Source organism: Hymenobacter sp. BRD67 (genome assembly GCF_013256425.1).
GTDB lineage: Bacteria > Bacteroidota > Bacteroidia > Cytophagales > Hymenobacteraceae > Hymenobacter.
The window spans coordinates 4,030,241-4,044,158 of record NZ_CP053904.1 but is presented as its reverse complement, the minus strand read 5'-3'; the positions used below and the strand labels follow the sequence as shown (position 1 = coordinate 4,044,158).

The 13,918-nt window shown below is 58.9% G+C and carries 12 protein-coding genes; 5 read left to right on the top strand and 7 right to left on the bottom strand.

Annotation, left to right across the window (positions count from 1 at the left end):
* Positions 1-10: 10 nt before the first annotated feature.
* The 6 genes from GKZ67_RS18910 to GKZ67_RS18885 form a co-directional block, all read right to left on the bottom strand.
* Positions 11-817: an SDR family oxidoreductase gene (locus tag GKZ67_RS18910; RefSeq protein WP_173245534.1), complete on the bottom strand. Its 807-nt coding sequence runs from the start codon at positions 815-817 to the stop codon at positions 11-13.
* 15 nt (positions 818-832) lie between these two features.
* A complete protein-coding gene (locus GKZ67_RS18905) occupies positions 833-2,134 on the bottom strand; it encodes an aminotransferase class III-fold pyridoxal phosphate-dependent enzyme (protein ID WP_173245531.1) in 1,302 nt (433 codons plus the stop codon).
* A 126-nt stretch (positions 2,135-2,260) separates the two neighbouring features.
* The gene (locus GKZ67_RS18900) at positions 2,261-3,214 is read right to left on the bottom strand and encodes a transketolase family protein (protein ID WP_173245527.1); all 954 of its coding nucleotides are present in this window, start codon (positions 3,212-3,214) and stop codon (positions 2,261-2,263) included.
* Positions 3,215-3,338: 124 nt separating this feature from the next.
* Positions 3,339-4,196, bottom strand: coding sequence for a transketolase (locus tag GKZ67_RS18895; RefSeq protein WP_173245524.1), 858 nt, complete (start codon positions 4,194-4,196; stop codon positions 3,339-3,341).
* 127 nt (positions 4,197-4,323) lie between these two features.
* A complete protein-coding gene (locus GKZ67_RS18890; RefSeq protein WP_173245521.1) occupies positions 4,324-5,118 on the bottom strand; it encodes a cytidylyltransferase domain-containing protein in 795 nt (264 codons plus the stop codon).
* 13 nt (positions 5,119-5,131) lie between these two features.
* A complete protein-coding gene (locus tag GKZ67_RS18885) occupies positions 5,132-6,205 on the bottom strand; it encodes a hypothetical protein (RefSeq protein ID WP_254244937.1) in 1,074 nt (357 codons plus the stop codon).
* 136 nt (positions 6,206-6,341) lie between these two features.
* Here GKZ67_RS18885 and GKZ67_RS18880 point away from each other — a divergent pair, with 136 nt between their 5' ends.
* The 5 genes from GKZ67_RS18880 (at position 6,342) to GKZ67_RS18860 (ending at position 12,298) form a co-directional block, all read left to right on the top strand.
* Positions 6,342-7,973, top strand: coding sequence for a glycoside hydrolase 43 family protein (locus tag GKZ67_RS18880; RefSeq protein ID WP_173245518.1), 1,632 nt, complete (start codon positions 6,342-6,344; stop codon positions 7,971-7,973).
* Between the two features lie 90 nt (positions 7,974-8,063).
* Positions 8,064-9,743, top strand: a complete 1,680-nt coding sequence (locus tag GKZ67_RS18875) for a sodium/sugar symporter (RefSeq protein ID WP_173245514.1) — start codon at positions 8,064-8,066, stop codon at positions 9,741-9,743.
* A gap of 290 nt (positions 9,744-10,033) precedes the next feature.
* Positions 10,034-11,893, top strand: coding sequence for a PAS domain-containing sensor histidine kinase (locus GKZ67_RS18870; RefSeq protein ID WP_173245511.1), 1,860 nt, complete (start codon positions 10,034-10,036; stop codon positions 11,891-11,893).
* Positions 11,894-11,900: 7 nt separating this feature from the next.
* On the top strand, positions 11,901-12,074 hold the full coding sequence (locus tag GKZ67_RS18865; RefSeq protein ID WP_173245508.1) for a hypothetical protein: 174 nt from the start codon (positions 11,901-11,903) through the stop codon (positions 12,072-12,074).
* Positions 12,075-12,076: 2 nt separating this feature from the next.
* The gene (locus tag GKZ67_RS18860) at positions 12,077-12,298 is read left to right on the top strand and encodes a hypothetical protein (protein ID WP_254245285.1); all 222 of its coding nucleotides are present in this window, start codon (positions 12,077-12,079) and stop codon (positions 12,296-12,298) included.
* 6 nt (positions 12,299-12,304) lie between these two features.
* Here GKZ67_RS18860 and GKZ67_RS18855 read toward each other — a convergent pair whose 3' ends face one another.
* Positions 12,305-13,558 carry a DUF1080 domain-containing protein gene (locus GKZ67_RS18855; RefSeq protein ID WP_317172316.1) on the bottom strand — a complete coding sequence of 418 codons (1,254 nt, stop codon included), beginning with the start codon at positions 13,556-13,558 and terminating at the stop codon, positions 12,305-12,307.
* Between the last annotated feature and the right edge of the window lie 360 nt (positions 13,559-13,918).

Sequence of the window (13,918 nt, the reverse complement as noted above, 5' to 3'; positions counted from 1 at the left end):
AAATTAATACCTAAATGGCGGTCCAGCCGCCATCTACTACCAGGTTGGCCCCGGTCATGTAGGCCGAGGCGTCGGACGCGAGAAATACCACCGCGCCCTGGTAGTCGGTGGGCAGGGCCATACGGCCCAGGGGCGTTTTGGCGCTGTACTGCTTCACGAAGAAGGCGTCCTGGCTGTTTTCGACGCCGCCCGGCGAGAGTGTGTTCACGCGCACTCCCTTGGCTCCCCAGTAGGCGGCCAGGTAGCGGGTGAAGTTCACCACCGCGCCCTTGGTCATGGGATAAGACGGTGACTTATAAAAGGTTTGCTCGCCGGCCTCGTTACGGTAAATGCTCTGGTCGGGCCCCACGATACCATAAGTGCTGGCCACGTTGATGATGGAGCCGCTGCCCTGCTCGGCCATCGGCGTACCGAATACCTGGGCGGCCAGGAAGATACCCGTCACGTTCACCTCCAGCACTTTCGTGAAGGTAGCCAGCGGAAAATTCTCAAACTTGCTGAGGTCGGCGGCCAGCGCCGGGTTCTCAAACATGTCGTTGATGGCGGCATTGTTCACCAGCACATCGATGTGGCCGAAGTGCTCGATAATGGTATCGCGCGCGGCAGCCAGCGACTCAGGCGACGTCACGTCTACGGCCAGTGGCAGGTGAATCCCGCCGGGCAGGCTGGCGGCTACTTCGCGGGCTTTGTCGAGGTGGAGGTCGGCCACGACCACGTTGGCGCCGGCCAGGGCCAGGGCTTCGCAGTGCTTCTGGCCAATGAGGCCGCATGCGCCGGTGACAATGGCCGTTTTGTTGGTTAAATCGAAGAAATTCATATGCTTGTCGCGCAACTACTTCGCCTTCACCGGCGCGGCGTTGGTCACCTTGCGGAATACGGCCTCTACCGGCTCGCCTTCGAGGCGGCTGGCTACGTCGCCCTTCTCGATGGCCTCCTTCAGCAGGGGCAGCACGGCTTCGTAGGCCGCCAGGGTCTTGGCCACGTCTTCGTCGGTGTGCGAGAAGCTCATGTTGTGGAAGCCGCCCCACAGAATGCCCTGCTTGAACAGCTCCTGCTGCACGAAAGCTTTTACTTCCAGCGGGTTGCCGGCGCTGGCGTCGAACGTGACGATGCTGCGGCAGTCATAGCCGTAGCACTTGGTGTATTGGCTCAGGCCGAGGTCGGCGGCGATTTTGTTGTAGCCTTCCTTGAGCTTGTTGCCCTGGCTGGCCAGGAACGCGGGCACGTTCTTCTCGCGCATCTCGCTGATGGTGGCGATGGTAGCCGCCAGGCTCAGGGCTTCGCCGCCGAAGGTGGTGAAGAAAAATACGTCCTGCTCAAACAGCTGCATAACGTCCTTACGGCCGGTCAGCAGCGCGATGGGCATGCCGTTGGCGCACGCTTTAGAGTAAACTGCGAGGTCGGGCGTGATACCGAAATACTCCTGCGCGCCGCCGATGGCGATGCGGAAGCCGGTCCACATCTCGTCGAAAATCAGCAGCGTGCCGTTCTCCTTGCAGAGGCGGGCTACTTCGTGCAGGAAGTTGTCCTTGGGCGCGTCGAAAATGAACGGCTCCAGGATGACGCAGGCCACGTCCGGGGTCAGCAACTCTTTGAACGAGTCGAGGTTGTTGTACTCAAACGCGCTCACCAGGTCCTTGCTTTCCTGCGGGATACCCTTGTCGCGGCTCGTGGTGCCGATGTACCAGTCGTGCCAGCCGTGGTAGCCGCAGCACAGCACGTCCTTACGGCCGGTGAAGGCCCGGCTCACGCGCACCGCCGCCGAGCACACGTCGGCGCCGGTTTTGGAGATGCGGATACTTTCGGCATTAGGAATAATCTCGTGAATCAGCTCCGCCACCTCTACTTCCAGCTCGTGCATCATCGAGAAGGTGATGCCGTCTTCGAGCTGCGCCTTGATGGCCTCATCGACGCGCGGGTAGGCATAGCCCAGCGAAAGCGGACCAATACCCATCTGATAGTCAATATATTCATTGCCATCGACATCCCACACGTGCGAGCCCTTGCCGCGCTTCACGTACTTGGGCGAAGCGCCTTTGGTGTACTGGCCCGGCCCCTTGGCGAGGGTCTGGGTAACGGGGGTCATTATTTTCTGCGCCCGGGCGTAGAGGTCGTCGGATTTTGGGAAATTCATCTTTTGAATGTGGAAATGTGCTGAATGTGGGAAATGTGAAAATGAATTAGCTGGTTATCGCTACCTGTTTCCTGTTAAAGAATATTTTCACATTCCCACATTCCACACATCTTCACATTTAAAAAATTACTCGGCAAATTCGTTTTCAACCACTTTGGTTTTGGCGCCAAAGGTATGCGCGCCGTCGCCCAGGCGCTCGCCGATGCGGCGGGCAATGTGCTGGCCGGTAAAGCCTTCGTATTCGAGCACTTCGCTCAGCAGGCCGGGCTTGTACCAGCGCTCTTTGAGCGCCAGCGGCAGCACCTTGGCAGTCAGCTCGTGGGCGAGCAGCAACTCGGCCAGAATGGAGTAGAGGCCGCCGGTCTGGAAGTGGTCTTCCAGGGTCACGACCAGGCTGCCGCCACGCACCACCTTGAGCACCGCCGCTTCATCCAGCGGCTTGAGGCTGCGCAGGTTAACGAGGCCCACCGAGTAGCCGGCCTGGGTTAGTAAGTCTTTGGCTATGAGCGCCTGCTCAAACAGCATCCCGTAGGTGAGGATGGTGATGTCCTTGCCTTCGCTCACAATCTCAGCCTTGCCAATTTCAAACGGGGTGTGCTGGTAAGTAGCGGGCCGGGTATTGACGCGCAGATAAGCGGGGTCGGGCGAGGCCCAGATGGCGGGCAGCATGGCCAGCATATCCTGCTCGTCGGCGGGGGCGAAAACCGTCATGCCCGGAATGCCGCGCATGAGCGAAACGTCTTCGATGGCCTGGTGGGTCGGGCCGTTGCCGTCCGACAAAAAGCCGGGTACGAAGGCGCTGATTTTCACCGGCAAATGCGGAATACCCACGTCGGTGCGAATAAACTCAAACGCCCGCAGCGTAAGGAACGTCGCCAGGGCGTGCACTACCGGCACGCGCCCGCGCAGGGCCAGGCCGGCCGCCGCGCCAATCATGGTTTGCTCCGTGATGCCGGTGTCGATGAAGCGGGCACCCAGCGGCCCGGGCAGGTTGCGGATAAGGGCGCGGTTTTCGGCCGTCATCACCAGCAGGCGCTCGTCGGCCAGGGCAGTTTCGTGGATAAGTTGTTCGTAATTCATTTTTGATGTCATGCTGAGCCTGCGAAGCATCCTATCACGTTCGCGGCGCTCGGGTAGGTAAGAGGGATTCTGGCGAAGGCAGCCGTGATAAGATGCTTCCTTCGTCAGCATGACAAACTGATTTTTAGCGTACCGTCAACGTTTCGCTCGTCAGCTTGGTGGCCTCCTGGCTGTGCAGCTCTTTCAGCAGTGAGGTAATCTCCTCACTCGAGAAATTACAGAACCAGCGGTCGGCGCGGCGCTCGATGCTGGGCAGGCCCCGGCCGCGCACCGTGTCGCAGATGATAACCGAAGGCTTGTCGGAACTGAACGGCAGGGCCGTAAAAGCTTCTTCCAGGGCCGTAAAATCGTGCCCGTCGATGCGCTTTACCACGGCGCCAAACGCCTCGAACTTGGGGGCCAGCGGCTCCAGCGGAATGAGGTCTTCGGTGGCGATATTGGCCTGAAAATGATTGCGGTCTACCACGATGGTCAGGTTGTTGACCTTGTGGGCGCTGGCTACGAGTAGGGCCTCCCAGCAGGTGCCCTCGTTCAGCTCGCCGTCGCCGGTGATAACGATAACGTGCTGCTGCTGGCCGCGCATGCGCGCATCGAGGGCCACACCCAGCGCTACGCTCGGCAGGTGGCCCAGCGAGCCCGAGTGAAACTCGACGCCCGGCACGCTGCGGTTAGGGTGCCAGTAGATGGAGTCGTTCGACTTCAGGTGATTGCTGAGCCGCTCCTTGGGCATGAAGCCCAGCTCGGCAAAGGTACCGTAGAGGGCCGGCACGTCGTGGCCCTTGCTCAGGAAGAGGTAGTCGCGCTCGGGGTCCTGGAGGTTGCCGGGGTGCACGTTGAGGAAGTCGGCGTAGAGGTACACCAGCAGGTCGGCGCAGCTCAGCGAAGCCCCGGTAAAGCAGCCGCCATCGGTGCTGAGGCGGACGATGTGCTCACGCACGCGCAGGGCGAGCTCGGAGAGCGCTTGTTTTTTTTCAGAAGTCATAGAAATGTCAAATCAAAATCGTTGTCATGCTGAGCGCAGTGAAGCATCTCGCTCGAATCATTGCGCTACTACCCTAGCGGTGCGAGCAAGATGCTTTACTGTGCTCAGCGTGACGTTATATAGTGAATTATACTTGCTTTGTCTTACCCGCATCCACGGTTTTCAATTCGTCGAGGTGATTGCGGTACCAGTTTACACCGGCCAGGTCGGCGTTTAAGGCGTAAATGTCTGGCCTTTGTTTTAATAAAGTCAGAATATCTTCCAGCCCAAAATGAGGGTTTGCTGGATAAAGTGCTTCGTATACCGCTTTTATGAACTCATAGTCAGCCGGATAGTCGATGGTAAACCGGTGCGACATGGAATAATCCAGACCCGTCTCCCACGTCACGTTGGCGAGTCGAAAGCGGTCGGGATTCTCCCAGAAAAACGGCGTGGTATGCTCGCGCTCCAGCGGGCGGCGCGCCTCGCGCCAGGCTGTTTCGAGAGCGGCGAAGGTCATTACCTCTACATCGTTGCCATCGGGGTAGGTGGCGGGATGCAGATTGCTCACGAAATCATACTGCCCGATAGTTTTCATATATATTGACAGCACTTTGTCAATAATAGCCGGGTCGATGAGCGGGCAGTCGCTCGGTATTTTTACTATCGCCTCGGTTTCGCCGAAGTGCCGGGCGGCCTGGTAGTGGCGGTCGAGCAGGTCGAGGGCATTGCCGCGAAAAACATTAATATCGTACTTATTGCATATTTCAACAAGCGCGTCATCGCCGGGCTCGTCGGTGGTGATGACGGCCACTCGGCCCGCCAGCCGGGCCCGCTGCACGCGCTCGACCTGGCGCACCAGCAGCGGCCGGCCGCAGAGGTCAAGGCTGACTTTATCGGGGAGGCGCGAAGAGCCGCGCCGGGCCTGAATGAGCGTAAGCATAAAACACTAGATACTATCGGGAATGCCGGGCTTCGGTAAGCTCCGCCTGGCGCTCAGGTGCGGGCTGGGGTTTGTACTGCTTTAAAAACTGGGGCCCGGACCCCTCAAACCGCCCAAACTGCCGGCAGATGTCGGCAATGCGCCGGGCGCTGGTGCCGCCGTTCTGAATGGGCAGCTTGCGCTTGAGGTCTTCCACATCGAAGTAGGAATGCACCGGAATCCCCAGCGCCAGCCCAACGTAGGCCACGGTACTGTATTGCGTTATGAGCTCTACGGAGTTAGCAATCATCTCCTCGGTGTTGCCTTCGGTAAAGATGAGCGTGCCGGGCGGTGCGTACTGGCGCACCTCGGCCGTGGCGCGGGCCATGTCTTCGTTGGGGTGAAACTTAAAAATCATGGGCCGCCCGGCGGCAATGCGCGTGGCGTGGCGGATAAACTGCTTGCGGTTGTCGCGCCGAAAGGTTTCGCGCATGTCGGTGGTAGCCACCAGCACGTAGCCGTGGTGCGGAAACGTATTGTTGCGCAGCTTTTCTACGTCGTCGAAGTTGGGGATGCCGGTTACCACAAGCTTATCCTTATCGACCCCGATTTTCTCGAAATGCTCGGCGTAGCCGGGCGAGGCCACGCAATAAATGTCGCAGCAGTTGTTCATGCCATTGAGCGCGGTGCCGATGGCCAGAATGGGAAAATTGGTGAAGCGCTTCACGAGCCGCGCCCACAGGTTGAGCGGGTCGGTCATGCCTTCCTGCACAAACACCGACTTGGTTTTCTTCAGCAGCGGCCAGGGCACCACAATGTCGGAGCAGCACACGATGAGGTCGTAGGCATACCCCAGCTCGCGGTTTTCGAAGTCACGGCGCAGCTGGTGCTGGGCCACGTAGCGGTCGGCTTTCTCCTTTACCAGGCCCTGCACAATGGTCTTATCCAGGATGTTATTGCGCAGCAGCCACTCGTAGAAGCCGCGCATCCAGCCATCGTAGTACAGCTGGCTGAAGTAAGGCTCGTACTCATCTTCCAGCAGCTGCGCCACGCGGTGCATCTGCGTGGTTTGGTTGGGCGAGCCGATGAGGTACAACGCTTTTTTCACGAGCACAAAAATTAGGTATGCCTACAAAATTACAACGCCAGGCCAATGCGTAGTCCTGCGCTCCTACTGAGCTACTGGCAGCTTATGCAGTGGCTTTTCTACCTTGAGCCGTTATTCTGGCAATTCCTGGTTCTTTATGCGCTTTTTTTCGCTGCTTTTTACGCTGGCTGCTGCGAGCCTGGCGCTACCTGCATCTGCCCAAACCCCTGCCAGCCCCGGACCCTGGGTGCCCGACCTGGGCAACGGCCAGTATAAAAACCCGGTGCTGTACGCCGATTATTCTGACCCCGACGTAGTGCGGGTGGGCGATGATTATTACCTCACCTCGTCGAGCTTCAGCTCGGTGCCGGGCCTGCAGATTCTGCACTCCAAAGACCTGGTTAACTGGACCATTATCGGTACTGCGCTGCCGGTGCAGCTGCCGCGCTCGCGCTACGACCAGGTGCAGCCCGGCAACGGCGTGTGGGCTCCGGCGCTGCGCTACCACAACAAAGAGTTTTATCTCTATTACCCCGACCCCGACCTTGGCATTTTTGTGACGCGGGCCCGCAACCCGGCCGGCCCGTGGTCGGCGCCGGTGTGCGTAAAAGCCGCCAAAGGCTGGATTGACCCCTGCCCGCTCTGGGACGAGGACGGCCGCGCCTACCTCGTGCACGCCTTTGCGGGCAGCCGCGCGGGCATCAAGAGTGTTATTAACGTTAGTGAGATGGCCCCCGACGGGCTGAGCCTCATGGGCGACGACAAGCTGGTATTCGACGGGCACCAGCACCACCCGACCATCGAGGGGCCCAAGTTTTACAAGCGCCACGGCTACTACTACATCTTTGCGCCGGGCGGCGGCGTGCCCACCGGCTGGCAGGTGGCGCTGCGCAGCAAGAGCGTGTTCGGGCCTTATGAGGATAAAATCGTGATGGCGCAGGGCAAAAGCGCAATTAACGGCCCGCACCAGGGCGCGTGGGTCGATACGCCCGATGGCAAGGAAGACTGGTTTCTGCACTTCCAGGACCAGGATGCCTACGGCCGGGTGGTGCACCTGCAGCCCATGACCTGGAAAAATGACTGGCCCGTTATCGGCCTCGACCCCGACGGCGACGGCACCGGCGAGCCCGTGCTCACGTACCGCAAGCCCGCCGTGCAGGCTAAGGTAGCGGTGGCCGTGCCCGCCACTTCCGATGAGTTTGCCGGCAAAACCCTGGGCCTGCAATGGCAGTGGCAGGCCGACCCGCAGCCGGGCTGGCTCGCCCTCCCCTCCCCTACCGCCGGCTCGCTGACACTCAACGCGGTGCCCACCCCCGCCGAGGCCAAAAACCTGTGGCTAGTGCCCAACCTGCTGATGCAAAAGCTGCCGGCTCCGCAGTTTACGGCAACGGCCAAACTCACCTTTCAGCCCCGAAACGAGGGCGAGCAGGCGGGCCTCGTTGTGCTCGGCATGGACTACGCCAGCCTGGTGCTTACCCGCCAGGGCGACCGGCTTCAGCTAAGTCAGCGCACCTGCCTCCAGGCCGACAAAGGCAGCCCCGAAGCCAGCACAGCGCCCGTAACAGTACCCGCCGGCCAGCCCCTGTACCTGCGGGTTGCGGTGCAGCCGGGGGCCAGGTGCCAGTTCAGCTACAGCCTCGATGGCAACCGATTTCAGCCGCTGGGCACCGAGTTTACTGCCCACAAGGGCAAGTGGGTGGGTGCCAAGGTGGGCCTGTTTTGCCTGGGCACGGCGGGTGCGGCCAGCCCAGGGGCCGCGCTGGTCGACTGGTGGCATCTGGAGCCTTAAAACCCCGTTTTATTCGGTTGCAATCGATTGCATAGCCCGGCCCGCCAAAATTTCCCCTACTTTCGTTTTCCATTCGTTTTTTCCCGCCCTATGCACCAGCTGGCTACGTTAGACTACATAGTCTTTTTCGTTTATTTTCTGATAGTTGCCGGCTACGGCATTTGGATTTACAACCGCAAGACCGGCCACGACGGCACTATCGAAGGCGATTCTAAGGATTATTTTCTGGCGGAAGGCTCGCTGACGTGGTGGGCCATCGGCTCGTCGCTCATCGCCTCCAACATCTCGGCCGAGCAGTTTGTGGGCATGTCGGGCTCGGGCTTCAAGATGGGCCTGGCCATTGCCACCTACGAGTGGATGGCCTCCATCACGCTCATTATCGTGGCGGTATTCTTCATTCCGGTATATCTTAAAAACCGGATATTCACCATGCCGCAGTTTCTGCACCAGCGCTACAACGGCACGGTGGCCATGATTATGGCTATTTTCTGGCTGCTGCTTTATGTAGTAGTCAATCTGACCTCGATTCTTTACCTCGGGGCCATTGCCGTGAGCAGCATCGCGGGCCTGAACCTGAATTTCTGCATGTACGCGCTGGCTATTTTCGCCGTCATCATCACGCTGGGCGGCATGAAAGTGATTGGCTTCACCGACGTTATCCAGGTATTCTTCCTCATTCTGGGCGGCCTGGCTACTACCTATCTGGCCCTGAATCTGGTGGCGGAGCACAACGGCACTACCGGCGTACTGAATGGCTTTCACCTGCTCACCACGCAGGCCAACGACCACTTCCACATGATTTTCAAGCGGGATAACCCCAACTACATCGACCTACCGGGCCTCACGGTGCTGCTCGGCGGCATGTGGATTGTGAACCTCAACTACTGGGGCTGCAACCAGTACATCACGCAGCGGGCCCTCGGGGCCGACCTGCCCACGGCCCGCGGCGGCTTGCTGTTCGCAGCTTTTCTTAAGCTGCTGATGCCCGTTATCGTGGTGCTGCCGGGCATTGCGGCCTACGTGCTGTACAAGCAAAACGTATTTGGCTCGGAGATGATGCAGGGCGGCGAGCTAAACCCCGACCGCGCTTACCCCGTGCTGCTCAACATTTTGCCCGTGGGCTTGAAAGGCCTTTCGTTCGCTGCGCTCACGGCGGCCGTGGTAGCCTCGCTGGCCGGCAAAGCCAACTCCATCGCCACCATCTTCACCCTCGACGTGTACAAGAAGGTCCTCAACGTGGATGCCTCAGAGAAGCGCATGGTGGCTGTGGGCAAAATCGCGGTGGTGGTGGCTATGATTCTGGGCGTGCTCATCGCGCCCAACCTGGGCATCGACAAAAAAGGCGGCTTCCAGTACATTCAGGAATACACGGGCTTCGTGTCGCCGGGTATTTTTGCCATGTTCATCCTGGGCTTTTTCTGGAAGAAAGCCACATCGAGCGCCGCGCTGTTTGCCACCATCGGCGGCTTTCTGCTGTCGGTGCTGCTCAAGTTTTTGCCGGGCATGATGGACCTCTCGTTTCTGGCGCCGTTCGGCTTTTCGGTGCCGGTGGCCGGCCGCTACGAGATTCCCTTCCTCGACCGCATGGGCTTTGTGTTCGTGTTCTGCATTATCGGCATGGTCCTTATCAGCCTGCTTGAAAACAGCCGCGGCGTAAAAACCAACGGCCTCGAAATCGAGCGCAGCATGTTCCGTCCCAACCCCACGTTCACGGCCGGCGCCACCCTGGTGGTAGGCCTCATTGTAGCGCTGTACTCGGTATTCTGGTAAGCCATGCGCATGGCCTTTTAGCAGGAACCCGTCTGCGCTGCGTTGCCGCAGCCCGGCCGGGTTCTTTGTTTCTCGACAAAACAGGCTGCTGAGCACAAGCCGGCCGGGGTAGCACTTACGTTATGCCCAGCGACGCGCCCCAACCTGCTTGTCTTCCTTTATTCATAAATTAACTTTGATAAGTCGTTCATGCTGCAACACTGGCCGGCTACCCTGTAGTTTGCGGGGAAATTTAAAATTTTCTGCATTTCCGGCGCAGCTTCGTCTATCACGCAGTTTTTTGAAGAGGTATGAGCCTTGACGCAACACCTTCAGATACCCAGCCGAGGCTCTACTCGGAAGCCGCCTTTTGGCTGAATAGGCAGGGCGAGTTCACGGTGCTAAACGAGGCCTTTACGCACCTTACCGGCTATACCACGGAGGCACTTCGGGGGCAGGCATTTACCGGGCTGCTCAGCCCTGCCGAGCGTACGTCGGCCGAAGCATGGCTTGAAAAAGCGCAGCAGGGCACTGCGCTCACCCTGGAAGTAGACTGGCCGGGCCCTGGCAGCCGGGCACATGCCGTGCTGCTTACGTCATTTCCGGTGCTCGGCCATGCGCATGAGCTTACCGGCATCGGGGTGCAGGCCCGGCCCGCGCCAACGACGTCCCCAGCAGCTCTGGCGCTTAAAGAGCCGGAGCAATCACAGCTGGCCGTCATCTTTCAGAGTGTCTCCGACGTGCTTTTTGTACTGGACGTAGCGCCCCGGCAGCAGTACCGGTTTTTAGTTGTTAACCAGGCTTTTCAGAAGGCAACCGGCTTGCCCGTTGCCCAGGTTGTTGGCCGACTGGTGCAGGAAATTATCCCTGAGCCGTCGCTGAGCGTGGTGCTACGCTATTATCACCAGGCCATCACGACCCGGCAGCGGGTGACCTGGCAGGAAACGACCGAGTATCCTACCGGCCGCCGGATAGGCGAAGTGTCGGTGACGCCGGTTTTTGACGAGGCCGGTGTCTGCAATCAGCTGGTTGGCAATGTGCACGACCTGACGGCGCAGAAAAAGATAGAAGAGGACCTGCGGGACAGCAACGAGCGGTTTATGTATGTGCTGAAAGCTACGACCGATGCCATTTACGATTGGAATGTAACCGCCAACACTTTGCTTTGGGGCGAAGGCTTCGAAGCCCTGTTTGGCCATCACCTGGTCCGCAACCCCACCGAGTTTCGGCAATGGTCCGACTTTGTGCACCCCGACGATGTCGCCCACTCCGTTCATGACCTGCTGCGCATAGTCCATGAAACGCGCCGCACGCACTGGCAGCAGGAATACCGCTTTCAGCGGGCCAACGGCTCCTGGGCCAATGTATTTGACCGGGGCCATATTATCCGCGATGCAGCGGGCCAGGCCGTGCGCATGATTGGCTCTATGCAGGATATTACCGAGCGCAAGGAAGCGGAAGAAAAACAACGCCAGATGGCGCAGGAGCTGTCTGAGCAAAATTCTGATTTGCAGCAATTTGGCTATATTGTCTCGCACAACCTGCGGGCTCCGCTGGCCAATGCCCGGGGCTTTGCCAACCTGCTTACCCACGAAAGGAAAAGCTCCGCGGCCTTTGATACTTCCCTGCGGCATCTGCAAACCAGCTTGCATCAGCTCGACACCATTATTGCCGATGTTAATACCATTCTCTCCATTCGCAGCAAGGCGCGGATAAGTCGCTCCGAGCCTGTGCACCTGGCCGCTGTGTGCGAGCAAGTGCGCCAGGCGCTGTCCCAGGCCCTGCTCGACTGCGGCGGCAGCATCACCTGCGCAATTTCCGATGAGCTGCGACTGCCCGGCAACCGGGCTTATTTTCACAGCATTTTTTATAATCTATTGGCTAACTCCATCAAGTACCGCTCCGAGCAGCGTCCGCTACGCATAGAGGTAGCAGCTACCCGCACGCCCGGCCAGGGCACCCAGGTAACGGTGACTGACAACGGCTTAGGGTTCGACCTCGAAAAAGCCGGCAATAGTGTATTTGAGCTATATAAGCGCTTTCACACTACTTCCGAAGGCCGGGGTATCGGCTTATTTCTGGTTAAAGCGCACGTCGAAGCCATGGGTGGCTACGTAAAAGTGGATAGTCGAGTCGAGGAGGGAACGTGCTTTACCCTGAGCTTTGGCTGAGCTACGTATGAAAACGTTCCTGATTGACGACGACCCGCTGGCCAACTACCTTACCGAAAGGCTCTTACGAATAGAGCAGTTTTCCACTGCTATCTCCACCTTCGAGTCGGCGGAGGCGGCGCTGGCCATGCTCTTGCAGCAGCCCCGACGGAGGCGCCGGCCGTTATTTTCCTGGATTTGAATATGCCCCTTATGAATGGCTGGCAGTTTCTGGATGCGTTGGCTCCGCACGAGAATCTATTGCGCGGCCATTGCCATATTTTTATTCTTACTTCTTCTTTGGCGCTGACCGACATGGAAAAGGCGAAGACCTATGACCTGGTTACGCGCCTCATTCATAAACCCATAGACCGCCTGGAAATACAGGCCATCTACTCGCAGCTACAAGGAGAAAGGGCCGAATAAGCAGCGCTATTTCAGCTCTTTGAGCTTGATGCTGCGAAACGACACGCGGTTGCCGTGGTCTTGCAGCAGCAGGTGACCGGCTGGGGCCTCGCCGAAGTTGGGCCAGACGTGGTACTTGCTCTGGGCTACCAGGCGGCGGAATTCGGGCGAGCCCCGCTCATACTCCAGCACTTTGGCCCCGTTGAGGTAATGCTCGACGTGGTTGGTGGTGTACACGACCACGCGGCCCACGTTCCACTCCCCGATGGGGTGCACGAAGCGCGCCGGCTTATCGGCCGTTTTTAAATCGTAGAGGGAGGCCAGGGTGCGGTCGCCATCCCGCCCCAGTTTGGCATCGGGGTGCAGCGCGTCGTCGAGCACCTGGTATTCCAGGCCAATGGCCGAGCCTTCGGTTTGCTCGGCCAGCGTCACAAAATACTTTACCCCGCTGTTGGCTCCCGGCGTCAGCTTAAACTCGAACGACAAGTCAAAGGCCTTATACTCGTCGGTGGTCACGATGTCGCCGCCGTTGGCAGCCTCCTTCCCTTCCGAGGGCAGCACCGTCAGAGCGCCGTCGGCAATCTGCCAGCCCTGCGCCGGAAAACTCTTCCCCCTGGCGCTACGCCAGCCCTGACTGGTCTTCCCATCAAACAACAGCTTCCAGCCCTGCTGCCGCTCGTAGGCCGTCAGGTAGTTGGGGACGAAGTTGGCCACGTAGACACCGGCCGGAAAAGCCCTCGGCTGCAGGTGCGTGGTCTTGATACGAATGTTCTTGAAATATACTTTTTTACCCGCCTGCGCCGCCTCGCTGATGGCATGGACCTGCAAGCCGATAAAGCCTTTGGGGTCTACCGGGTCCACCACGTAGGCCACGGGTACATCATTAACCCAGGTTTTCATCTCGTTGCCCAGGCATTCTATCCTGAAGTGGTTGTATTTACCGGCTTTAAAAGCCGTTTTGGCCTGCGGATGCAACTCGAGCGGGTAGAGCCACTGGCGGCGGGCTTCGTCGTAGATACCTCCCGACCAGCGCCGCGCCGAGGGGTCAATCTCGACTTGCCGTCCGTATACGTTGCCGGGCTGGGCCAGCGAGTCGCAGTGGCTGCGCGTCTGCACGCCCGAGTTGTTTTGTGCGCCCTCAATTTTGACATCCAGCTCCAGGTCAAAATCGCCATACTCCCGCTCCGTCACTAAAAACGTGTTGCCCGAATTCAGGACTGTCGTTCCCACAATAGCGCCGTTTTCAACGGTATAGCGGGCCGTACCCCCAGCCTCTTCCAGCCCGTAAGGGTTTTTCCATCAAATAGACTGTGCCAGGTATCGTCAGGTGCCGCTCCAGGCCGGGGCAAGAAGGACATGAGCAGTAACGAAACCGCGCAGGCAGTCAGCAGGCCAGTCTTCTGAAGGAACGTCATGGGTGGGAAGTAAGGCAAGCCAGCAGCAGGCGCTTGTCGCATTAAAACTAGCAACCAGCAAGATACGGCCTACCGGAATTTTTCAACTAAGCGGCGCTTTTATACCTGACGAAGCCATTCCGACACGCCATTTATGTCCTCTGAAAGTGCAAGGGTTCCAAGATTTCTACCAATTAAGCTAAAAGCGCTTCATTTTACATCTTTTCAGGAGGGAGCGCAATAACCG

Bases quoted from the DNA above. Each gene is read 5' to 3' on its own strand.
- GKZ67_RS18865 (WP_173245508.1), top strand. From the start codon at position 11,901: ATGAAAACGTTCCTGATTGACGACGACCCGCTGGCCAACTACCTTACC.
- GKZ67_RS18900 (WP_173245527.1), bottom strand. From the start codon at position 3,214: ATGAATTACGAACAACTTATCCACGAAACTGCCCTGGCCGACGAGCGC.
- GKZ67_RS18870 (WP_173245511.1), top strand. From the start codon at position 10,034: ATGAGCCTTGACGCAACACCTTCAGATACCCAGCCGAGGCTCTACTCG.
- GKZ67_RS18910 (WP_173245534.1), bottom strand. From the start codon at position 817: ATGAATTTCTTCGATTTAACCAACAAAACGGCCATTGTCACCGGCGCA.
- GKZ67_RS18880 (WP_173245518.1), top strand. From the start codon at position 6,342: ATGCGCTTTTTTTCGCTGCTTTTTACGCTGGCTGCTGCGAGCCTGGCG.
- GKZ67_RS18905 (WP_173245531.1), bottom strand. From the start codon at position 2,134: ATGAATTTCCCAAAATCCGACGACCTCTACGCCCGGGCGCAGAAAATA.
- GKZ67_RS18890 (WP_173245521.1), bottom strand. From the start codon at position 5,118: ATGCTTACGCTCATTCAGGCCCGGCGCGGCTCTTCGCGCCTCCCCGAT.
- GKZ67_RS18875 (WP_173245514.1), top strand. From the start codon at position 8,064: ATGCACCAGCTGGCTACGTTAGACTACATAGTCTTTTTCGTTTATTTT.
- GKZ67_RS18860 (WP_254245285.1), top strand. From the start codon at position 12,077: ATGCCCCTTATGAATGGCTGGCAGTTTCTGGATGCGTTGGCTCCGCAC.
- GKZ67_RS18895 (WP_173245524.1), bottom strand. From the start codon at position 4,196: ATGACTTCTGAAAAAAAACAAGCGCTCTCCGAGCTCGCCCTGCGCGTG.